Raw genomic sequence first — 20489 nt, forward strand, 5'->3', positions numbered from 1 at the left:
CCTATAGTTCTTCAATCTCTGCCACCACAAAGGTACTACCTCCGATAAAAATAACCTCATCCGGGGCTGCATTTGCCCTGGCTGCCGCTATGGCCTCCGCCACCGTATGGAAAGCCTTTCCTTTTAAACCCACGCCTTCAGCCTTTTGCTGAAGCTGCATTACCGGCAGCGCCCTGGGGATATTGGCCTGGCAGAAGTAGTAGTTATACTTCGGGGGCAGCAGCTGCAGGATCTTTGTCACATCCTTATCATTCACCGCACCAAACACCATATGCACCTGTTTTGGCCGCAGTTGCTCCAGCCCCTGCAGTATCTGCCGGATGCCGTCCTCGTTGTGGCCCGTATCACAGATGGTGAGCGGCACCTGCTGCAGCACCTGCCAGCGCCCCTTCAGGCCAGTTATACTTTTGGTGTTAGCAAGTCCGCGTTGTATAGCCGCCTCAGGTATAACGTAGCCTTTCAGATCCTGCAGCACCTGCAGCACCTGCAATACGCCCGGCAGATTATACTTCTGGTAGCCGCCGGCCAGGTCCAGTACCAGGTCCTGCAAGTATAACTCACCCTCGCCGGTTACCTGGAACACCTGCCGCTGCAGCGTGCTTTCTGTTTGCTCTAGCTCGAAGCGATCCTGGGCAAAGTATAAAGGCGCCTCCACCTCCGCAGCTTTCTCCATGAACACCTCCTCCGCCTCCGGCTGCCGCATGCTTATCACGGCAGGCACCTTAGCCTTGATGATGCCGGCTTTCTCGGCGGCAATGGCCGCAATGGTGTCGCCCAGCATACTCTGATGGTCAAAGCTGATGTTGGTGATGAGCGAAACGTCGGGCGTGATGATGTTGGTGGAATCGAGCCGTCCGCCTAAACCCACCTCTATTACCGCCACATCCACCTGCTCCTCGGCAAAATACTTAAAAGCCAGCGCCACCGTCATCTCAAAGAAAGACGGTTTTATACTTTCAAAAAGCTGCTTGTGCTCCTCTACAAAGCAGATGAGGTATTCCTGCGGGAGCTCCTGCCCGTTCACGCGAACACGCTCGGTAAAAGATTTGAGGTGTGGCGAAGTATAAAGCCCGGTTTTATAACCAGCTTCCTGGAGAACCGCCGCCAGCATATGGGAACTGCTGCCCTTGCCGTTGGTGCCCGCCACGTGTATGCTTTTAAACTGGTGCTGCGGCTGCCCCAGCGCATCGCAGAGCGCTATAATATTGTCGAGGCTCTTCCTAAAAGCAGCATTGCCGATGCGGTGATACATCGGCAATTGCTGGTATAAATAATCAAGACACTCTTGATAGGTCATCAAAAGAAAGTATAAAATTAGCGGGACGTGATTCTGAAGGTCACCTCGCCTGTGTAATTAACTGTCGTAGCACCTGTGCCCGTGCGGCTAAACGTGGTCTTATACAGCTGGTCCCGGTACCACTTCTCCACCTGCGGCGATACCGTGCTTTCGATTCGCTCCACGTTGATAAGATTACCGTCCGAATCAATCTTAATCCTGAAACGGATAATGCCGGTTTCGTTGGTATAAGGGTCGCGCTTGGGCTCAATGTCGTAGCGCCAGCCTGGCATGTTAAGCGAACCGCCTGCGCCGCCGCCTGCCTTGCCATAGAGGGCTTTGGCATTCACGTCTCCCGCAGGGTCGCCTTTGTCGCCCACTTTACCGGTGTCATCGCCGTTGTTGTTGCCAGTGGCAGCATCGGAAGAACCGTTTTTACCCGTGCCGGTGCTGTTGGTAGGCTGGCCAGGGTAAAGCGATTTTGGCTTCTCCGGCTCCTTCTTCACCACTTCCTCTTTCGGCGGCTCCGGTTTTGGCTCCGGTTTTTTTACCTCCTCCTTTTTAGGCTGTGGCTTCGGCACCGGCTTTACCTCTTCTTTCACCGAAACGGGCTCCGGAGCAGTGGTAGTAGTTACTTTAGGTGTCTCCACGGGTTGTGCCGGAGGCGTTGGCTGCGGCGTTGGCTCAGGCTGTGGTTCCGGCTTAGGGTCTGGCTGCGTAGGCGCAGGCTTACTGTCCTCCACTTTCTTCGACTCGTTCGGGGTGGCCCTGGTTTGCACATCGCCGCTGCCTACGTTATCCATGCCAAAGTTAAGCTCAATACCCATTTCCGGTGCGGGTGGGTCTGGCGCACGCCATGCCAGCATATAAATCAGAAAAAGAAGTATAAGCACATGCACCCCGATGCTGACACCAGCGGCGATGCGTTTATTTTTCTCTTCTTCCTTGGTAAGGGCAATTGCCATAGTATACGTTCTTATTCAGTTGGCACGGTGGCCAGCGTTACACTTGCATTCAGGTTTTTGGCTATACCAGCCACCTTTACCAGGTGCTCTACCGGCACGCTCTTGTCTACGTGTAACACCACGGCCCCCTTCTCTGTTCCCCCCTCTTGCAGCAGGGCGGTGAGTTGCGGCTCGATCTCTTCCAGCGCGATCGGCTTCTCGTTTAGGTAATACTCCAGATCCTCCGTAATGGTCACGCTGATCTTTTGCATGACAATATCGGAAGCCTGGCTGGAAGGCAAGCTAACCGGTAGCCCTGACGGCGTAACGAAACTTGAAGTCAGCATGAAGAAAATCAGCAACAGGAAGATGATGTCCGTCATCGACGACATGCTGAAATCTGCGTTAATCCTGTTTTTGGAGCGAAAATTCATTCTTAAAGCTGTGGTTCTTGTAAAAGATCTAGGAACTCAATAGAAGAGTACTCCATGGCGTGCACAATGCTGTCGATTTTAGACACCAGGTAGTTGTATCCTACATAAGCCGGAAGACCAATAATCAAGCCAGTTGCCGTTGTCACCATAGCCTCATAGATACCACTCGACAGCAGCTTCGGGCTTACGGAACCCTCTGCCTGTGCAATAGCGATAAAGGCACCGATCATACCTGTTACTGTACCCAGGAAGCCCAGCATAGGGGCAGCACCGGCTACAGTGGCAAGGGCGGCAAGGTTCTTCTCCAACTTGCTGATTTCGATCTTACCTACGTTCTCGATAGAGGTCTCAATATTCTTGAGCGGGCTGCCAATACGGGACACCCCTTTAGAGATCATGCGCGATACAGGGGTATTGGTCTGGGCGCAAAGCATACGGGCACCGTTAATGTCTCCGGCCAGCACCATGCTCTTGATACGGTCGTTGAAACCTTCCGGGTTCTGGGCTGCTTTCTTCAGCGTCAGGTAGCGCTCTACAAAGATATAGATGCCCACCAGCGATAAAAGGGCAAGCGGAATCATGGCCCACCCGCCATTCATGGCCAAATCTAAAAGAGAAACAGATGTTTCTGCTGCAGCTTCAGCCCCCTCTGCCAGTGCTGCGGTTGTGTCGGCGTCAGCCGTTGTCGTGATTTGTAATAAGAGTGATGTCATGTTAATTGTTAAGTACCCAAAGTGTTTCTCCGAATTTCTTTCTGTAATTGTTCAGGGCCTCCTGCGCCTCCTCTGCCGTTTCGAAATCGGCCAGCGATACGCGGAACAGCCTGCTGCCTGGTTGCGGCAATAGTATATTCACCTCTTCGTGCCCCGCTTCCATTAATGTCTCCCGGTACTGCTCTGCATTTTCCAGTCGGGCATAGCCTCCAGAGATAATGTAAGAACGTCCGTCTTTCGTATAAATTATATGAGCCGGGGCGGCTTCCGCTGCCTCTTCGGCAGGAGCCGCTATATCCTCTACAAACTCCTCATCACCAAAGGATACCACCTCCGCACCTGAAGCTACACTTGTCCCCGTAGGTTCAAACTCATTCCCTTCCTGTGCCTGCCCTTCCTCCATAGCCGGGAGTAGCTGCGCGTAATATCCAGTGCGGTCTTCCTCGGTAAAAGGCACATAATCGGCAGTGTAACGGTCGGGTTCTGTCACCGCCGAAGTTGTGAACCCTGTAGAGGTAAGAGCTGCCATCGGGCTGAGGCTGCTCAGGTTGTAGTCGTCCTGCAGCGACAGGAAATAAATGGCAGACACCGACAAACCAGCCAGTGCTAATCCGGCGGCAAGGTTGTAAGCCCGCTTGATACGACGGCGCAGCGGCTGCTTCTCCTCTATCAACTCCTGCTGGCGCTCCTTGATCAGTGTCCGCAGCACGGCTGGCTCCTGCACCTTCACAGGCCGGGCAGACAGTTCCGGCAGGCCAAAGCTTTCCTCCAGCATGTTGTCTGTCTCAGTATGCTCAAACACCAGCCGGCGCTCGGCATTATACCTGAAGATGCCGATGTCACTCAGCTCGAAGCGCTTCTCCTGCTGCAGATGAGATTTTGCCTGGTGCACAAACTCCGCAACACGTTGCTGCGCCTCGTCTTTCGTGATGTGATTGTGATGCGCGATGGAACTGATCAGCAGCCCATCGTTGAGCACCAGCTTTTCGTTAAAGGCAATTTTCTTGGAAGGCGGCGAGAGCGTGTGCTTTACCGGATTTATTCGGGCAGGCACATACCGTGCAATCAACCCGCCAAAGTCCGGGATGATGACACAGTCGTGATCATAGAGCAGTGACTTGATGTGCTTCTCAACCATAAGCAATGTTTAGAATGAGTAAGTTACGCCTCCTATAAGATTTATACTTTTGTTCGGGTAATTTACGAAACGCTCGTACTTTTTCCCAAACAGGTTATTGGCCATCAGGAACACCGTAAAATTATTGGTGAACTTGTAGTCCGCCTTCAGGTTCAGGTCCACGATAGAATCTGTTTGTCGCAACTCGGTGGTTCCGTCCGCACGAGTGATACGGCCAAATGAATCCCCAATATAATAAAGTTCTGAATTAAAGAGAATCTTGTCATAGAAGTTGTAGGTGGCATAAACACTCGCCATCAGCTCCGGACGGTGGAAGGGCTGCTCCAAGCTGGCCATGTTATAGCTGTTATAATCAGCCTTTAAACCAAGGCGCACCTCATCCGAATAATTGAAGGAAGCCTCTCCATAAATATTGAAAACATTTGTCACCCCATCATCATACAGCAGCTCAAACTTAGATGGGTCAGCCACCGTGTTGTTGTAGAAGTACAGGTTGCGGAAATTCTGGTAAGCTACGCGGCCGTTCAGGTGTACGTAGTTTGCAATGTTGGCCTGAAAGCCACCATAAATTTCCAGCCCTTTGTTTACGTCGGCCACCTGCACGTTCGAGGCCAAATAAGGGTTTTCCTGCGTCAGATCGTATAAAGTTGTCCTTTCAAGGTCTCCCCCTATACCACCGTAAATCAACAGGTTACCTTTTATTGGCTCCAGCCCCACGCGTACCATCGGGTACACGTTCATCTGGCGGGCATCGTTCACCTCGTCTCCGGTATAGGCCACCCGCGCACCAATGGTCAGGCGCACCACCTCGAACTGGCGCTCATAAGCAGCCGTCAGTTTAAACAGCCCGCGGCTCACATCAGTCGAGTCTTTGTGCGACAACACCGACAGGTCGGCATCCACCTTGAAAGCAGAAACGTCATCAATGCCATACTCGCTGCGGAAGTCCACGGCAAAGTTGCTTTCGTTCATCTCATATGCATCGTTGATATAGCGGAAGCGGGCGTTGGTTCTGTACAGGAAGGGTGCATTGGAGTTATGGTTATGGAAAAAGCCCTGCGCATGGATGCGGTTGAATACCTGCTTGATGGTATCGCGCTCCACTTCCACGCCTTCTACCGGCTCATACCCATAGAAGTAATGCTTCTCCCGGCCATACTTCAGGTCACCGCCGATCGTCAGGCCCTGCAGGTAGCGCTCGCCGTGCAGCCCGATATCAGACTGAGAAACGGCCGAGTTAGCTTTATCTACTGGTCCGCGCGATGAAGAAATATGGCTCACGTTGGCGCCGATGCTGGCGTCCTTGCTACGCTTGTTTTGGAAGTAGCCTTTCAGGTATAAGGTGCCGTAGTTGCCCAGGCCAGCCTTCAGGTAATTCCCATACAGTTTTGTCAGCTCGTCCTGTTTAATCGTCAACACCTTCAGCTGCAGATCCACGTCCTGGTCTGGCAGGCGGTAATCCGAGAAACGGTAACGTACGTTGCGGTCAGCTATCTCCGGCGGGTTGATGCGGAACTTTTCATAGTTACGGGCAGCCTGCGGCAACTCGATCACGCGGTTCTTCTCCACCACAACCTCGGCGTCCTCCAACTTACCGCCTTCAGACCACCCCTGGGTCTGCGCCTGCGCCGTATTCAGGTAGCTGTACCCTACGCTCAGCACAATGGCAAGTGATGCTAATCTTACTTTATTTTTCATGGTGATGCTTCTCTTCTAAATACCAAATTCTGATTAGTTCTGCTGGCCCGTTGTATCAAGTGGCAGACTGGTGGTGTCCACCGGTTCCAGGATGATCGTGGTGTCGGCCTTCTGCTGCTTTTGCTGCTGCTGCAGGTTCTGCGGCTGCACCTGCTGCGCTTTGCCCCCATCCAGTTTCGCCAGTTTCTGCTTCGCCTCCGCCACAATCTCCTTATTCGGAGCATTCTCGATGATGGAGTTCAACGTGGCACGGGCCTGGAACATCTCGTTCTGGGCCACATACACATCAGAGATCAACAGGAAGGTTTTACCCAACCAGAAATCGTAGTTGCCATACTTGTTGCTGAACTCAAAGGCGTGGTCCAGCGCCTCCTTGTGTTTCTTTTGCTTGTAGAGCGTCTCGGAGATCAGGTAATGCGCCTCTGCCCCGTGGATGTCGCTGGCAGAAGCAGTTGTCTCGCGCAGCTCCGTGAGCGCCTGCGCCATGTTACCCTGTGCCAGGGTGGCCTTCGCCTTAAACAAAAGCGCCGAGTTATAGGCATTCAGGGAGGCATTGCCCTGGCTAATAAGCTCACCGGCCACGCGCTTGGTAGCGGCGTAGTCGTTGGTACGGTAATAGCTTTGCATCAGGCCAAGCAGCGCCGTCTGCTGCTCCTTGCGGTTAGTGGCCAGGTCGCGCAGGCGGCTATAGTATTTAATCGCCTCCGGATAGTTCTGCACCTCAAACTCCAGATCGGCCACGCGCTGGATAGCGCGGTTTACGAATTCTGAGCGGTTCTCCTGCACTACCTGCTTCATTACCTTCACGCCTTCCTGCTTTCTTTCACTGCGCAGGTACGAGTCGGCCAGGTAATAACGGGCATCAGGCGCAAACTTGCTCTTCGCGTATGATTTTAGATAATTCTCCAGTTTAGCGGCGGCCTCTTTATAGTTCTGGTTAAAGTATAAAGTCTTGGCAGCCTCAAATTCTATACTTTCCAACGCGTCGCTCTCCGGGTTAGCAGACTTATACCTGTCTACATACTTATCGAACTCGCTGCTGCGGTTCTCCTGGCCCAGTACCTCCTGCAGGCTGTACAGCGCACCGCTGGCTACTTTCGAATCCGGGAACTCGTCGAGCACACGCTGTTGGTCAGCTATGGCCAGGTCATTGCGACGCAGGTTAGAATATGCAAGGCCTCGTTTCTGCAGCGCGTTCGGAACCAGCCTGCTATCCGGCATTTCGTTGATCAGCCTGGTAAAGCCTTGCACCGCCGCCTGGTAATTACCCGACTCGAAATCGATTACGGCGTACTGATACATCGCATCGTCGCGGAAGCGGGAAGTCTTGTAGTTGTTCAGCAGGTCGAGCAGCGCATCCTTGGCTCGCTCGTTCTGATTCAGAATACTCAGCACCACACCCTTCTGGAACATGGCATAGTCACGATCCGGGGAGCTGCTGCCGATAACGCGCTCGTACAATCGCAGCGCCTCGTTGTAATTCTTGTTTACATAGTAGGTGTCGGCCAGGCGAACCGTGGCGTCGTTGTAGTTCGGGTTGCTCGGCTGCACGTTGTCCAGGTATGCCTTAAAGTGCGTCAGGGCTTTTTCGTACTCCTTGGTGTTGAAGTACGCGTAGCCAATACCGTAGCGCGACTTGATGTAATAATCAGCCTTGGTGTTGGGCGCGGTGCGGAACACAGCGGCATAGCTGTTGATGGCATCGTTGTAGCGCTGCCCAATGGAGTATGCCTCCCCTTTCACGAAGTGGCTGGCAGAGGTCACCTCTTTGTCGTAAGGGTACTGCAGCGATTTATCGAGCATGGCCACCGCCTGCGGAAACTTGCTGTCGTTGAACAGGTTTACGCCGTGGAAGTAGGTTACACGCTGATAGGTCTGCAGAATGCGCCAGCTCTTCTTGTCCATCGCCTCGATATGACGTATGGCAGCGGCATAGTCGTTGGAGCCGAAGTATGACTCGCTCAGCAGGCGGTCTGCCTCCTCTGCCTCCTCAGACTTAGGATACTTGGCAGAGAAATCAGAAAGCGAGTTAATTACCTCACGGAAGTTGCCAAGATCGAAATTCACCTGCGCATACTTCAGCGTGGCCGCCTCGGTTACGGCCTTGTCATGGTCGTTTTTGCGTGCCTGGTCGAAGGCGGTGAGGGCAAACTGTTTGTTATTCTCCTTCAGGTAGCTCAGGCCCAGGTAATAAGCTGCGTTCTGGCCAAGCGAATCCTTTTTGAGCGCCACCGGCTTAAAGTTGGCAATGGCGTTCTTATAGTTATTGTTCTTATAATCGGTGAAAGCGATCTTATACTGTATCACCGGCTCCAGGGAGCGCTTGCCTTTGGCGTACTCGCTGAAGTATTTTTCGGCAGTCGCGTACTCGCCACGCTGGTAGTAGGCATCGCCCACCAACAGGGCAATCTCGTCGCGCTGCTGCACCTCCGGTTTTTTGGCCAGGGCCGCTTCACCATACCGGATCACCTCAAAAATGTCCTTCTCCTTGTAGAGGATCTCAGTCACCATGTAAGGCACGATGCGGGCGTAAGCCTCATTCTTCTCGGCGATCTTCAGATCCTCTTTGGCAGCGGCGTAATCGCCCTTGCGGTACGAGATGTAGCCGGCGTAATAGTTAGAGGCATAGGCAAAGCGGTGGTCATCCTCCCGGAAACCGGTTGTTTTGTTCTTGTCGAACCAGATTTTGGCGTTATCGAAATCCTTGGTTGCGAAATACGAGTAGCCTAGCTTAAACTCCAGCTCCTTGTTCTGCTTTATACTTAACAGGTGCGTTGGTGCATCTTTCAGCAGCTCCACCGCTTTCTTGTAATCCTTCTGCTCAAAGTAGTACAGGCCCAGCTCATAGTTGGCTAGTGCCGTCTTCGGGTGCGTCGGGTATTTGCGGGCAAAGTTGAGCACCAGCTGTTCGGCATCGGGGTGCAGCAGGTACAGGCCGCTCAGGGCATAGTAATACTGCGCATCGGCGGTTTTGGCGTCGTTGCCGATTAATTCGATATACTTCTTAAAGGCCTCCTGCGCCGCCCCATACTTGGCACGGTCAAAAAGCTCTACCCCTTCATGAAAGTATCGCTCCTCGGAGGTGAAAGCCTGCGTGTGCTGCGCCACCACCACATGGGAGCCGCCTGTCAGTACCGAAGCAAGTGCTATTTTGTAAGCTATCTTCATATTTCCCTGTTCGCCCCAGAGGGGCACGTCGTTTTATTCTGATTAAAGGAGAAAGTATAACACGGCTTTGTATTACCGCTGCCCATACTACCTCACTCAAAGTTACTAATTTTTAGAAAGCCACAACGGCCTTTGCTGATTTTATAAGTATGACCCCGCAAAGTATAGCAAAACCTCTATAACAATGGCAGGAACCGCAAATTATTGTGCCTGTGGAAAAATAAAGCCTACAAGGCCAGCGCCCGCGGCACTGGGTGCAGCACCTTGAAAACCAGCTCGCGCAGAATATCGGCCTCGCTCATATCGCCGCCGGTGATACCCTTCACCTGCAGGTCGGCCACCCGGATAAAGTGGATGATATCGACGCAGCGTGGCAGCGGGTACACCCGCATGGCCTGCATGTAGTCCTTCACCTTCCAGGCCTGGTTGCCCAGGCTTTTCCTCAGGCCAGCCTCCGATTTGTCGGACTGTGTGTGCAGCGTCAGGATCTTGGTAAAGAAGGTGAAGAGCATCGTCAGGTTAGGGATGAGCGGGTTATTCTTAGGGTTGGCCTCGAAGTAATGGATGATGCGGTTGGCTTTCAGCGCGTCGCGGGCTATAAGAGCCGCCTGCAGCTCAAAAATATTGTACTCCTTGCTGATGCCCACGTTCTCCTGTACCAGCCCTTCATCCACGGTGGCACCCGGCTTCAGGTTAATCAGCAGCTTGTCGATCTCGTTGGCCAGCCGGGAGAGGTCGGAGCCGATGTACTCGCTCAATAGCTGCACCGCCGGCTGCGTGGCCTTCATCCCCTTGCCTTTGAGGTAGCCGTTAATCCAGGCGGGCACCTGGTTGTCGTACAGCTTCTTGGTGGTAAGCAGCACTGCATGCTTTTGCACCGCCTTGGCCAGCGACTTGCGCCCGTCCAGTGACTTGTGCTTGTAGCAGAAGACGAGGATGGTAGAAGGCAGCGGGTGCTGCAGGTAGGCTTCCAATTGCCTCATCCCCTCCTCTTTCTCGATATCCAGTATACTTTGTGCCTCCTTCACAATCACCACCGACCTGTCCGACATCATGGGGAAACGCTTGGCCTGCAGCAGCACCTGCGACACATCCACATCCTTGCCATAGAGCACCACCTGGTTAAAGCCCTTCTCGTGCTCCTGCAGCGCATGCTCCTCAATATAATCGGCAATAGAGTCGATGTAATAGGATTCCTCGCCCTGCAGAAAGTATACAGGGGCAAATTGCCGTTGCTTAAGTTGCTCTAAAATGCCTTCGGGTGTATGGGCCATGGTAGTGTGGGTGTAGCGGATGCGAAGCGGGGCATTTTATAGGTGCAGCCCCGTTCTTACAAATTTAAGGCATCCCCCCGAAACTCAAAGTATAAACCATGGAATATTGGAGCAGGTAAATGGAGAACTCAAATGCAGCAAGGCGTGTTTTATACCACACAGCCTTACGCCCCCGTTTAAGCAAGTATGGTGCAGGCTGGCTTATCTATACTTCCATGATATTTTCCCCTAAAAACGGCCGTTCTGCCGCGCGTAGCAGGAGGTTTGCAAAACGAGTAGCCCTTTGGTCGCTGCTGGTGCTGCTGCTGGTAAGCATGCTGTCGGCTGTCAGGCCCTACGCAGGTGTGGCACCGATCGTACTTAAAACCGAAGCGCTGCCTTTCTCGGCAAAAGAATTCTACGTGGTTAAAGTAGTGGATGAGCGGGCCAATAAAAAGGCTGTGGCCCACATCATTCCTGCCCCTGCGCCTGGTGCGGCGCCTGCCACGGCTGCTGTACCCGTAGACCTGCAGGGTGGCGGCTTGCAGGCCGTGCAGCAGTTCATCGCCAAAGGCATACCGGCAAATAAGAAACTACGCCCCATCATCATCACTTTAAAAGAATTTGAAGTAAAGGAAACACCGGCAGAGAATGGCCGCGTGCAGGGCCAGGCCGTTACGGCCATGAAGTTCGAGTTGCAGGACGAGGGCGAGATCATTCCTTTAACAGAGTATAAAGGCGGTATCCGCTACAACAGGCCCGCCAGCCAGGTAGAGGCCGTGGAGCCGGCGCTGCGCCAGTCGCTGACAGGGGCGCTGGCATACTTTAATAAGTGGATGGAGGAAAATGTAAGCACCAACCCACGCCTGGCCAAAAGTATAAAAGTAATCTTTTCGGACTATACGGCAGCCTCTGCGCCGGACACCGTCTTCTACTCGCCCTCCCGCCCGCTGAACTGGAACGATTTTACGGGCAGCCCCTCCAAGCCAAGCAAGTTTGCTGCGGCTGTTTTCCCAGGCTTTGCCTACGAGGGCCGCAGCGAGGTAGTAAATGGCGAACTGCACCTCTACCTCGACATGAAAGTATACGTGCTGCAAAGCTCCTCCTGGGTTAAGCCCGACTCGCGCAACGACTACAGCCTGAACCACGAGCAGAAGCATTTTGACCTGGTGAAGTTGGTGGCCGAGCGATTTAAAAAGAAAATCACGCCGGAGATCCTGTCGGTGGAGGACTTCAACAGCATCATCCAGTACCACTACATCGAGTCGTTCCGGGAAATGAACCAGCTACAGGACCAGTATGACGCCGAAACGCAGCACGGCCTGAACAAGGTAGTGCAGGAGCAGTGGAACAGGAAGATTGCGGAGGAGTTGGGGAGGTTGTAACGTGCTCGTGCATGAGGAGTTTGTAACGTGTTCGTGCAGCTGATGAACAAAGCGTAGCCGAAGTATAAAAGCTGCACCTTGTTCTCTGATGCTTTTTTATATCACACAATACTGTTTCTTCAATCGGTAACTATTGTTCCCGTCTCAAGGAACGCCCTTCTTACCAAAGAATCTGGCGGTATCATTCTGTAAAGTTTTCCTGTAGTATCCGCCCAAATTTTCTCTACAAGGTTAGGCTTGGGGTCTCCTTTTGGAAGTCGTAACAGATAATTGCCATTTTTGGCATAGCCCATCATAGAAGTGTCTATTACTACTCCATTACCCTTCAGAACTTTCAAATCTACTGTGAAGGTGTCAGTATAGTTTACACAGAATCCATGTAGAACACTCCAAGCTTTGTCTTCGAAGTAGTCTTCATGTAGTAACTTTGAATTAAACCGCACAAGCACCTTCTCGCCTTTATAAAGAGTCCCCGAGAACTGGAAGTTTTCACAGTCTTCTTCTAAATTCCTCTTTGATTCATTGCACCCTAAGCATAGAAGCAAAAAGAGAATCATAAAGTATAAAGGGCCTTTTTCCATTAATTTAAGTTACAGAGAACGGATGTATAGAAGGCGGTCAAGGCGTAGCCGAAGTTTGACTTATATGCCGTGTTAGCAACCGTTCTTTTACTCAATTTCAAGATAGTATTGAGGAGGTACAGGAGGCGCCCATTGTTCTATTTTAGCCTTTATCTTATTTGATTCAATTTCGTCCTTTACTAAACCACCGATGTTCAACTGCTTTGGGTCTATTAAGCTTCTCCCAACGAATACTCTGTTCCACCCTTCGCTCTCTAGTTTACTCCTAACTCCATGCACCCAGTCCTCCAGTTTTAGAATAAATCTTCCATCCTCAGACTTTAACCACTTCAAGTCATCCTTTATTTCCCTTAGCTCCTCAATGCAACTTTCAAAGAGTCCACTATCCCGGTGTTTTATTTCCCTGTTTATAAACTCCTTTAGTTGATTGAATGCTTGATTAGTATTAAGTTCAATCTTTAGAATCGGATTGTTTTCATATTCCTTGTCCATCTCAATTATTTCATCCACTAGCCAGTCCGAAAGAGACTTCTTGACTAATTCGACCGTGAACAGAATCGTATTTGATCTTATTGACTCTATTTCTTTATTCATCTGGTTGAAATTGTTGCTAACTATAGTATAAACCACAACATACGCATATCTGCACTATGTATGGAGTAGTTTGGTGGTAATATAAAACTCTATTTTAATTTCTGCACCCTCTAATATAGTATAACTAAGATAATCCTCCTCCATTCCTTCACCCTTTACTCTCCAACCCCGCCCCAATCTGCCAACTCTTTTTTATCTTTGCCCTGAACAGATGAATTAGGTATAGATGAATCTTATTGAAGAACTGCGTTGGAGAGGCATGCTCCATGATTTCATGCCGGGTACAGAAGAACAATTAGCATCAGGCATGACGTCCGGCTACATCGGCTTCGACCCAACAGCCAAGTCCCTGCACATTGGCAACTTGGCCACCATTATGCTGCTGGTGCACCTGCAGCGCGCCGGCCACAAGCCTTTCGCCCTGGTAGGCGGCGCCACCGGTATGATCGGCGACCCGTCCGGTAAGTCAGCAGAACGCAACCTGCTGGACGAAGCGACCCTGCGCGAGAACCAGGAAGGCATCAAAAATCAACTGGAGAAGTTCCTGGACTTTAATTGCGGGGCCAACTCTGCCGAGATCGTGAACAACTACGATTGGTTTAAGGACTTTAGCTTCCTGGGTTTCCTGCGTGAGGTAGGCAAGCACATCACCGTGAACTACATGATGAGCAAGGATTCTGTGAAGAAGCGCATCAACGCCGATGAAGAAGGCGATCGCGCCGAGGGCCTCTCCTACACCGAGTTCGCTTACCAGCTCATTCAGGGCTACGACTTCTACCACCTCTATAAGAACAAAGGCCTGAAACTACAAATGGGTGCCTCCGACCAGTGGGGGAACATCACCACCGGCACCGAGCTGATCCGCCGCATGGATGGTGGCAAGGCTTATGCGTTGGTGGGCAAGCTGGTGACCAAATCGGATGGTACTAAATTCGGCAAGTCTGAGGGCGGAAACGTATGGCTCGACCCTACCCTGACCTCACCCTACAAGTTCTACCAGTTCTGGCTCAACCTGTCGGATGAGGAGGCGGAGAAGCTGATAAAGGTTTATACTTTATTGCCGCAGCAGGAGATCGAAAAGATAACAGAAGAGCACAAACTGGCCCCTCACATGCGTTTACTGCAGAAAGCCCTTGCTAAAGATGTTACAATTCGCGTGCATTCCGAAGAAGACTATCTGGCGGCTGTAGATGCCTCAGAAATTTTATTTGGAAAAGGCGATTTTGAGACTCTGAAAGGCCTGAAAGAGGATATTTTGCTCTCTGTGTTCGAGGGCGTGCCGCAGATACAAATAGCCCAGGCCGACTATGCCAGCGCTGCCAGTGTTACGGACCTGCTTTCGGAGCTGACAGGCGGGCAGGTGTTTGAGTCGAAGGGAGAAGCACGCCGCATGATCAAGAACGGAGGCGTGAGTGTTAACCGCCAGAAGGTGCAGAATGCCGACGAGGCCGTAAATTTCGAACTGCTACAGGGCAAATACCTGGTGGTGCAGAAAGGAAAGAAGAACTACTACCTGATAACGGTTAACTAACTGATTATCAATAGTTTTAAAACAAAAAAGGCGACCTACATAGGCCGCCTTTTTTGTTTTATTCAGTCTGTCTGAAAACTATTTCTTGTCAGCAGTGCTGTTTTTCATGTCCTGAACTTCCTTACGGATGTCCTGCGCCATGTTCTTCAGATCCTGCATGCCCTTACGTACGCGAGTACCAGCAGCTGCATTGCCTTTTTCGTAGAACTTTTCGAAGTCACCTTCCAGTGACATAACTAAGTCCTTTAGTTTGCTAAAGTTGTTGTTCATTAGAGCAATTGTTATAGTGAAACATTTAAATTTATAGCTCTAATATACACATTTGTTACAAACAAGCAAAGATTAGGGAATTTTAATATAAGCCTTTACGAGCCGTTAAGCCGTAACTGCCGGTGTAGCATACAGACCCTTGTCTAGCTTTTGTGCAATTTTCTCAAACGCATTGATCGTCTCTTCCACGTCGGCCAAGGAATGGGCGGCCGTTGGGATAAGGCGCAGCATGATTACATCTTTAGGCACAACCGGGTAAACAACGATAGAGCAGAAAATGCTGAAGTTCTCGCGCAGGTCCAGCGTCAGCTGTGTAGCGTCCGGAATCTGGCCGTTCAGGAACACAGGTGTTACCGGCGACTCCGTTGTACCAATGTTAAAGCCTTTTCCGCGCAGGCCGCTCTGCAGGGCGTGTACCACCTCCCACAGTTTGTCCTTCAGCTCCGGCTTAGAGCGCAGCAGCTCCAGGCGCTTCAGGGCACCCACCACCAATGGCATCGGCAATGACTTGGCAAAAATCTGCGAACGCATGTTGTAGCGCAGGTACTCTACCACCTGCTCGTTTGAGGCAACGAAGGCGCCGATGCTGGCCATAGACTTAGCGAATGTAGAGAAGTATACATCGATGCCGTCCTGCACACCCAGGTGCTCTCCTGTGCCGGCACCTGTGGCTCCCATGGTACCGAAGCCGTGGGCATCATCTACAAACAGGCGGAAGTTGAATTTCTCCTTCAGCGCCACAACCTCGCCCAACTTACCCAGGTTACCGGACATGCCGAAAACACCTTCCGTGATCACGAGAATAGCACCACCGGTATTTTCAGTCCAACGGGTTGCACGCTCCAGCTGCTTCTCCAGGCTTTCCATATCGTTATGGCCATACACAAAGCGTTTGCCCTGGTGCAGACGCACGCCATCGATAATACAGGCATGAGACTCGGCATCGTACACAATCACATCGTGGCGGTCAACCAACGCATCTATAATAGAGAGTACGCCCTGGTAGCCGAAGTTCAGAAGCATGGCATCTTCCTTCTTCACAAAGTCAGCCAGTTCAGACTCCAGCTGCTCGTGCAGGTTCGTGTTACCAGACATAATGCGCGCGCCCATTGGCGTCGCCATGCCCCACTCTGCAGCTGCTTCAGCATCAGCCTTACGTACCTCCGGGTGGTTAGCCAGCCCCAGGTAGTTGTTAAGGCTCCACGTTAGCACATCCTTTCCTCTGAACTTCATCCGCGGGGCGATTTCACCCTCTAGCTTAGGAAATGTGAAATAGCCATGCGCATAGTGTGAGTGGCTGCCTAACGGACCTCGGTTGGTCAACAACTTTTCGAATAAATCCACTTGTGTAATAATTAGGTTATCGGGATAATTTCTGATCTAATGGTCATAACTCCTTATCAGTCACAATAAGGTATAATGAAGCGCAAAGTTATGGTTTATTCATCTCATATACAATTGTTGCCCTATACTGTAATTCTCATTTTTAAAGCGTGCATTTTTAACTTTGGCCTCAAAAGCTTTTCTTTGATGTAAAATAAACCATAGCTCCTGCATGAGAAAGATCAATAAGATTCTGGTAGCCAACCGTGGTGAAATAGCTTTGCGCGTAATGCGAACAGCTAAAGAGATGGGGATCAAAACTGTAGCCGTTTACAGTGAAGCCGACCGTAACGCGCTGCACGTGCGCTTCGCAGACGAGGCCGTTTGTGTGGGCGGGCCTAAATCGAGCGAATCATACCTGCGCGGCGATGTGATCATACAGGTTTGCAAGGATCTTGGAGTAGATGCCATACACCCGGGTTACGGTTTTTTATCTGAGAACGCTGGATTCGCCAAAGCCGTTCAGGAGGCCGGGCTAATCTTTATTGGGCCATCTCCGGAGGCCATCGAGCTTATGGGCAGCAAGCTAGCGGCCAAGGCAGCTGTTGCCAAGTATGACATCCCAATGGTGCCAGGCACCGAGGAAGCCATCACCGATGTGGAGGAGGCAAAACAGATCGCTAGGCAGGTAGGCTTTCCTATCCTTATAAAAGCGAGTGCCGGTGGTGGTGGCAAGGGTATGCGTGTGGTGGAGAGCGCTGAGGTGTTTGAGGAGCAGATGCAGCTGGCGGTAAGCGAGGCAACATCTGCCTTCGGCGATGGCTCCGTGTTTATCGAAAAGTATATTGGCTCGCCGCGCCACATCGAGATTCAGGTGCTGGGCGATACGCACGGCAATATTGTGCACCTGTTTGAGCGGGAGTGTTCGATTCAGCGCCGTCACCAGAAGGTGATCGAGGAGGCGCCTTCGGCTATACTCACTCCTGCCCTGCGCGAGGAAATGGGCCGCAATGCCGTAAACGTGGCCAAGGCCTGCGACTATGTTGGCGCCGGTACGGTGGAGTTCCTGTTGGATGAAAACATGAACTTCTACTTCCTGGAAATGAATACCCGCCTGCAGGTGGAGCACCCGGTAACCGAGCAGATCACCGGCCTGGACCTGGTGAAGGAGCAAATCCTTATTGCAGAGGGCAATGCACTAAGTTTCCGACAGGATGACCTGAAAATAAACGGCCATGCACTCGAGCTGCGTGTTTATGCCGAAGACCCGGCTAATAATTTCCTGCCCGACATTGGCAAACTCGAGACCTACAGAAGGCCCCAGGGCCTTGGCGTGCGCGTGGATGACGGCTTTGAGCAAGGCATGGAAATCCCGATCTACTACGACCCTATGATCGCCAAGCTGGTGACGTTCGGAAAAGACAGGCAGGAGGCCATTGCCAAAATGCTGCGCGCTATTGCCGAGTACCAGATTACAGGCATCGAAACTACCCTGCCCTTCGGTACTTATGTGCTACAGCACGAGGCATTTGTCAGCGGCAACTTCGACACCAAATTCATCGAGCGTCACTTTAGCCCGGATGTGCTGGAAAGAAAACCAGACGAGGGAGCCGACGAGGTAGCAGCAGCCTTAGCAGCTGTATTGATGAACAAACAAAAGCCTGCCACGGCGGATGCCGTGGCCCTGACCTCTGAAAAACAGAACGCTAACTGGCGCAGAAACAGAACACGCTAAGCAGTTTTTCTAAAGTATAAATCCCCTGGAGCAGAAAGTTTATACTTCTACTCCAGGGGATTTGTCTTATATCCTTATCTGGCGCAGTTTTGCCGGCAGCGTACCTTTGGTTTTGCATGAGCCAAGGTTATACCGTTCTGTAATGTTGAATCTTTAATTAAGTTGGTTTGAAAGGTCAGGCTTAATACTTGGCCCATGCTTTATACTTGAGTTCAACTCCGCTGTTCCGGGCATCCTCTGCTGTGGTTCTCCAGATCCGATCCGCATGAGCCATACTTTATACTTGAGCTATGCTTTATACTTGCTGATCTAAACTACCCATTTAGCTGGCGCAAGCGTCCGCTTGTGCCTCTCATATTTTGCTCATACTTGGGCTATACTCGAATTGCTTCCGCTTCCCGCAACTGGAGGCAAGCTATCCTTTCTGGCAACCGTTCATCCACGGCTTTACTAAGTGGCTCGTTTCATCTTTGGGTTTTGCTCCCTCCAGGCCGGGAGGCCTCGTCCTTTGGCATCGCGCTGTCTACATTTCCTTTGCTCCTAACGTCGCAATGCCCTTGGCGGGCACCAGAAATCTAGAAGGCGCTCAACCCAAGGACTGGGAATCGTTCGATAGTCGCTGCTGACGAAGCCTCAGCCAAGTCCCCCTTGGAAGGGGGCAGGGGGATGTAAGCGTCTTCTGGACAAGGAACAGGTTCGATAGCTACAGCTATTTGTCATCTCGACCTATGGGAGAGATCTCTTTAGAATTCCCTATAGATCCCTCACAGCTACGCTGGCTCTCTTCGGCTCCCGCCTCAAGAGTACTCGAGATGACAGGGAAGAAGAAGCAAGTATAATTCCCCTCCTTGGAGGGGCGGGGGTGGGTTTATACTTTGTAGTCCTGCTGTTGCGGATTTGCAATCCGCTTTTCTGTCCGTCGCTACTGCCTTTGCTATGGCAGATTGCAAATCCGAAAGAGCAGGAAAGGGTGGGTTCACTCTTGTAGGAACAGGTCGGGACCTGTCCGCGCAATACCAACAGAATCGGAGTTCATACTTTAGCCACAGTAGTTACAGAGCTCCCCTCCTTGGCTAAGGAGGGGCAGGGGTGGTTGGAACCGATACTAGCTTCCTCCCCTGTTCTTTGGAGTGGGCCGGGTTTATTGCAACCTGAGCTAAATACAAAAAGGGCTTAGCGAGTAGCTAAGCCCTTCTGTCTTATATCTGAAAGTAAATTACTTTACTTTGTCAACGATAGTCTTGAAAGCCTCCGGGTGGTTCATCGCCAGGTCAGCAAGTACTTTGCGGTTCAGGTCGATGTTGGCCTTTTTCAGGGCGCCCATCAGTACAGAGTAAGACATGCCATGCTCACGCGCACCGGCGTTGATACGCTGAATCCACAGCGCTCTGAAGTCTCTCTTCTTTGCTTTTCTATCACGGTAGGCGTAAACTAAACCTTTTTCTACCGCATTTTTCGCAACTGTCCAAACGTTCTTGCGACGGCCAAAGTAACCTTTGGCCATTTTCATTACTTTCTTTCTTCTGTGTCGTGCTGCTACGACATTGACCGATCTTGGCATTTTGTTTAAAGTTTTGGCGGCTGGTGATTCTGAAGAATCTTTTTAAGACCAGATACCGGGTTCGTACTAATAATTAACCTTCACTAATTCTGTCGCAGAATTAGATTTTGAGCATGAACTTAACGTTTGCTTCGTCGGCTTTGCTAACAAGGCCGATGTGCGTCAAATTACGCTTCTGCTTTGTCGTCTTCTTCGTCAGGATGTGGCTCTTGTAAGCGTGCTTACGCTTGATCTTGCCAGTACCTGTCAAAGAAAAACGCTTCTTTGCACCAGATTTGGTTTTTACTTTTGGCATGAGTATATAATTAATTGAAAAAAATTACTTTTTCACCGGAGCGGCCTTTGGTGCCAGAATCAGGAACATGCGTTTCCCCTCCAGCTTAGGCAGTTGCTCAACCTTGGCCAAGTCCTCCAGCGCCTGCGCGAACTTCAGCAACAGAATCTCGCCGCGTTCTTTAAACACGATGGACCTGCCCACGAAGTGTACGTAAGACTTGATCTTATAACCGCTCTCCAGAAAGCCCTTGGCATGCTTCAGCTTGAACTCGAAGTCGTGGTCATCGGTATTAGGGCCGAAACGGATTTCCTTGATCACAACTTTCTGCTGTTTCGCCTTCATCTCCCTCGTCTTCTTCTTCTGTTCGTACTTGAACTTAGAATAGTCGATGACGCGGCATACGGGAGGGTTGGCTGTTGGCGAAATCTCAACCAGGTCAAGATTTTGCTCATTAGCCATCTTTTGAGCATCTCGGGTTGAGTATACTCCTTGCTCAACATTGTCACCAACTAGCCTGACCTCTCTGGCAGTTATTTTATCATTGACTTTGTATGGCTCCTCCACCTTTCCGCGTGGGATGTAGCGCCTGTTTTGCGTAGCTATAGTTG

General features: G+C 51.2%; 18 protein-coding genes. 3 read left to right on the forward strand and 15 right to left on the reverse strand.

What is annotated here, in order from left to right:
• Position 1 precedes the first annotated feature (1 nt).
• From OH144_RS07800 to holA, 8 genes are all read right to left on the reverse strand, one after another.
• A complete protein-coding gene (locus tag OH144_RS07800) occupies positions 2-1297 on the reverse strand; it encodes a bifunctional folylpolyglutamate synthase/dihydrofolate synthase (RefSeq protein WP_266205738.1) in 1296 nt (431 codons plus the stop codon).
• A gap of 17 nt (positions 1298-1314) precedes the next feature.
• The gene (locus tag OH144_RS07805; RefSeq protein WP_266205739.1) at positions 1315-2241 is read right to left on the reverse strand and encodes a hypothetical protein; all 927 of its coding nucleotides are present in this window, start codon (positions 2239-2241) and stop codon (positions 1315-1317) included.
• Positions 2242-2252: 11 nt separating this feature from the next.
• A complete protein-coding gene (locus OH144_RS07810) occupies positions 2253-2654 on the reverse strand; it encodes an ExbD/TolR family protein (RefSeq protein ID WP_266205740.1) in 402 nt (133 codons plus the stop codon).
• Between the two features lie 2 nt (positions 2655-2656).
• Entirely contained in the window at positions 2657-3367 is a 711-nt protein-coding gene (locus tag OH144_RS07815; RefSeq protein ID WP_266205741.1) for a MotA/TolQ/ExbB proton channel family protein, read from the reverse strand.
• Position 3368: 1 nt separating this feature from the next.
• Positions 3369-4505 (reverse strand): HU domain-containing protein, encoded by a 1137-nt coding sequence (locus OH144_RS07820; protein ID WP_266205742.1) that lies wholly within the window; start codon positions 4503-4505, stop codon positions 3369-3371.
• 9 nt (positions 4506-4514) lie between these two features.
• On the reverse strand, positions 4515-6203 hold the full coding sequence (locus tag OH144_RS07825) for a TonB-dependent receptor (protein WP_266205743.1): 1689 nt from the start codon (positions 6201-6203) through the stop codon (positions 4515-4517).
• Between the two features lie 33 nt (positions 6204-6236).
• Positions 6237-9371, reverse strand: a complete 3135-nt coding sequence (locus tag OH144_RS07830) for a tetratricopeptide repeat protein (RefSeq protein ID WP_266205744.1) — start codon at positions 9369-9371, stop codon at positions 6237-6239.
• Between the two features lie 227 nt (positions 9372-9598).
• Entirely contained in the window at positions 9599-10645 is a 1047-nt protein-coding gene (holA, locus tag OH144_RS07835) for a DNA polymerase III subunit delta (RefSeq protein ID WP_266205745.1), read from the reverse strand.
• A gap of 215 nt (positions 10646-10860) precedes the next feature.
• On the opposite strand from holA, the gene OH144_RS07840 reads away from it, so the two are divergent.
• Entirely contained in the window at positions 10861-12009 is a 1149-nt protein-coding gene (locus tag OH144_RS07840; RefSeq protein WP_266205746.1) for a hypothetical protein, read from the forward strand.
• Positions 12010-12128: 119 nt separating this feature from the next.
• On the opposite strand, the gene OH144_RS07845 is transcribed toward OH144_RS07840, so the two are convergent.
• Together OH144_RS07845 and OH144_RS07850 are read right to left on the reverse strand one after the other, a co-directional pair.
• Positions 12129-12590, reverse strand: a complete 462-nt coding sequence (locus OH144_RS07845; RefSeq protein WP_266205747.1) for a hypothetical protein — start codon at positions 12588-12590, stop codon at positions 12129-12131.
• An 87-nt stretch (positions 12591-12677) separates the two neighbouring features.
• Positions 12678-13184 (reverse strand): hypothetical protein, encoded by a 507-nt coding sequence (locus OH144_RS07850; RefSeq protein ID WP_266205748.1) that lies wholly within the window; start codon positions 13182-13184, stop codon positions 12678-12680.
• A 226-nt stretch (positions 13185-13410) separates the two neighbouring features.
• Here OH144_RS07850 and tyrS point away from each other — a divergent pair, with 226 nt between their 5' ends.
• Positions 13411-14715, forward strand: coding sequence for a tyrosine--tRNA ligase (tyrS, locus tag OH144_RS07855; RefSeq protein WP_266205749.1), 1305 nt, complete (start codon positions 13411-13413; stop codon positions 14713-14715).
• Positions 14716-14793: 78 nt separating this feature from the next.
• Here tyrS and OH144_RS07860 read toward each other — a convergent pair whose 3' ends face one another.
• Both OH144_RS07860 and OH144_RS07865 read right to left on the reverse strand, forming a co-directional pair.
• On the reverse strand, positions 14794-14985 hold the full coding sequence (locus OH144_RS07860) for a histone H1 (RefSeq protein ID WP_140622131.1): 192 nt from the start codon (positions 14983-14985) through the stop codon (positions 14794-14796).
• Between the two features lie 105 nt (positions 14986-15090).
• Positions 15091-16329 (reverse strand): aminotransferase class I/II-fold pyridoxal phosphate-dependent enzyme, encoded by a 1239-nt coding sequence (locus OH144_RS07865; protein ID WP_266205750.1) that lies wholly within the window; start codon positions 16327-16329, stop codon positions 15091-15093.
• A 211-nt stretch (positions 16330-16540) separates the two neighbouring features.
• Between OH144_RS07865 and accC the strand changes: the two genes are divergently transcribed.
• Positions 16541-18043, forward strand: a complete 1503-nt coding sequence (accC, locus tag OH144_RS07870) for an acetyl-CoA carboxylase biotin carboxylase subunit (protein ID WP_266205751.1) — start codon at positions 16541-16543, stop codon at positions 18041-18043.
• Between the two features lie 1216 nt (positions 18044-19259).
• Here accC and rplT read toward each other — a convergent pair.
• The 3 genes from rplT to infC form a co-directional block, all read right to left on the reverse strand.
• Positions 19260-19604 carry a 50S ribosomal protein L20 gene (rplT, locus tag OH144_RS07875; RefSeq protein ID WP_266205752.1) on the reverse strand — a complete coding sequence of 115 codons (345 nt, stop codon included), beginning with the start codon at positions 19602-19604 and terminating at the stop codon, positions 19260-19262.
• A 100-nt stretch (positions 19605-19704) separates the two neighbouring features.
• Complete coding sequence (gene rpmI, locus OH144_RS07880; protein WP_025605954.1) at positions 19705-19899, reverse strand: 50S ribosomal protein L35; 195 nt, start codon at positions 19897-19899, stop codon at positions 19705-19707.
• A 24-nt stretch (positions 19900-19923) separates the two neighbouring features.
• Complete coding sequence (gene infC / locus OH144_RS07885) at positions 19924-20484, reverse strand: translation initiation factor IF-3 (protein WP_266206317.1); 561 nt, start codon at positions 20482-20484, stop codon at positions 19924-19926.
• Between the last annotated feature and the right edge of the window lie 5 nt (positions 20485-20489).

The organism is Pontibacter kalidii, assembly GCF_026278245.1.
GTDB lineage: Bacteria > Bacteroidota > Bacteroidia > Cytophagales > Hymenobacteraceae > Pontibacter > Pontibacter kalidii.

What these genes read in the sequence shown, in the direction of transcription:
- OH144_RS07800 (WP_266205738.1), bottom strand. Translation starts at nt 1,297, where the DNA reads ATGACCTATCAAGAGTGTCTTGATTATTTATACCAGCAATTGCCGATG.
- OH144_RS07805 (WP_266205739.1), bottom strand. Translation starts at nt 2,241, where the DNA reads ATGGCAATTGCCCTTACCAAGGAAGAAGAGAAAAATAAACGCATCGCC.
- OH144_RS07810 (WP_266205740.1), bottom strand. Translation starts at nt 2,654, where the DNA reads ATGAATTTTCGCTCCAAAAACAGGATTAACGCAGATTTCAGCATGTCG.
- OH144_RS07815 (WP_266205741.1), bottom strand. Translation starts at nt 3,367, where the DNA reads ATGACATCACTCTTATTACAAATCACGACAACGGCTGACGCCGACACA.
- OH144_RS07820 (WP_266205742.1), bottom strand. Translation starts at nt 4,505, where the DNA reads ATGGTTGAGAAGCACATCAAGTCACTGCTCTATGATCACGACTGTGTC.
- OH144_RS07825 (WP_266205743.1), bottom strand. Translation starts at nt 6,203, where the DNA reads ATGAAAAATAAAGTAAGATTAGCATCACTTGCCATTGTGCTGAGCGTA.
- OH144_RS07830 (WP_266205744.1), bottom strand. Translation starts at nt 9,371, where the DNA reads ATGAAGATAGCTTACAAAATAGCACTTGCTTCGGTACTGACAGGCGGC.
- holA (WP_266205745.1), bottom strand. Translation starts at nt 10,645, where the DNA reads ATGGCCCATACACCCGAAGGCATTTTAGAGCAACTTAAGCAACGGCAA.
- OH144_RS07840 (WP_266205746.1), top strand. Translation starts at nt 10,861, where the DNA reads ATGATATTTTCCCCTAAAAACGGCCGTTCTGCCGCGCGTAGCAGGAGG.
- OH144_RS07845 (WP_266205747.1), bottom strand. Translation starts at nt 12,590, where the DNA reads ATGGAAAAAGGCCCTTTATACTTTATGATTCTCTTTTTGCTTCTATGC.
- OH144_RS07850 (WP_266205748.1), bottom strand. Translation starts at nt 13,184, where the DNA reads ATGAATAAAGAAATAGAGTCAATAAGATCAAATACGATTCTGTTCACG.
- tyrS (WP_266205749.1), top strand. Translation starts at nt 13,411, where the DNA reads ATGAATCTTATTGAAGAACTGCGTTGGAGAGGCATGCTCCATGATTTC.
- OH144_RS07860 (WP_140622131.1), bottom strand. Translation starts at nt 14,985, where the DNA reads ATGAACAACAACTTTAGCAAACTAAAGGACTTAGTTATGTCACTGGAA.
- accC (WP_266205751.1), top strand. Translation starts at nt 16,541, where the DNA reads ATGAGAAAGATCAATAAGATTCTGGTAGCCAACCGTGGTGAAATAGCT.
- rplT (WP_266205752.1), bottom strand. Translation starts at nt 19,604, where the DNA reads ATGCCAAGATCGGTCAATGTCGTAGCAGCACGACACAGAAGAAAGAAA.
- rpmI (WP_025605954.1), bottom strand. Translation starts at nt 19,899, where the DNA reads ATGCCAAAAGTAAAAACCAAATCTGGTGCAAAGAAGCGTTTTTCTTTG.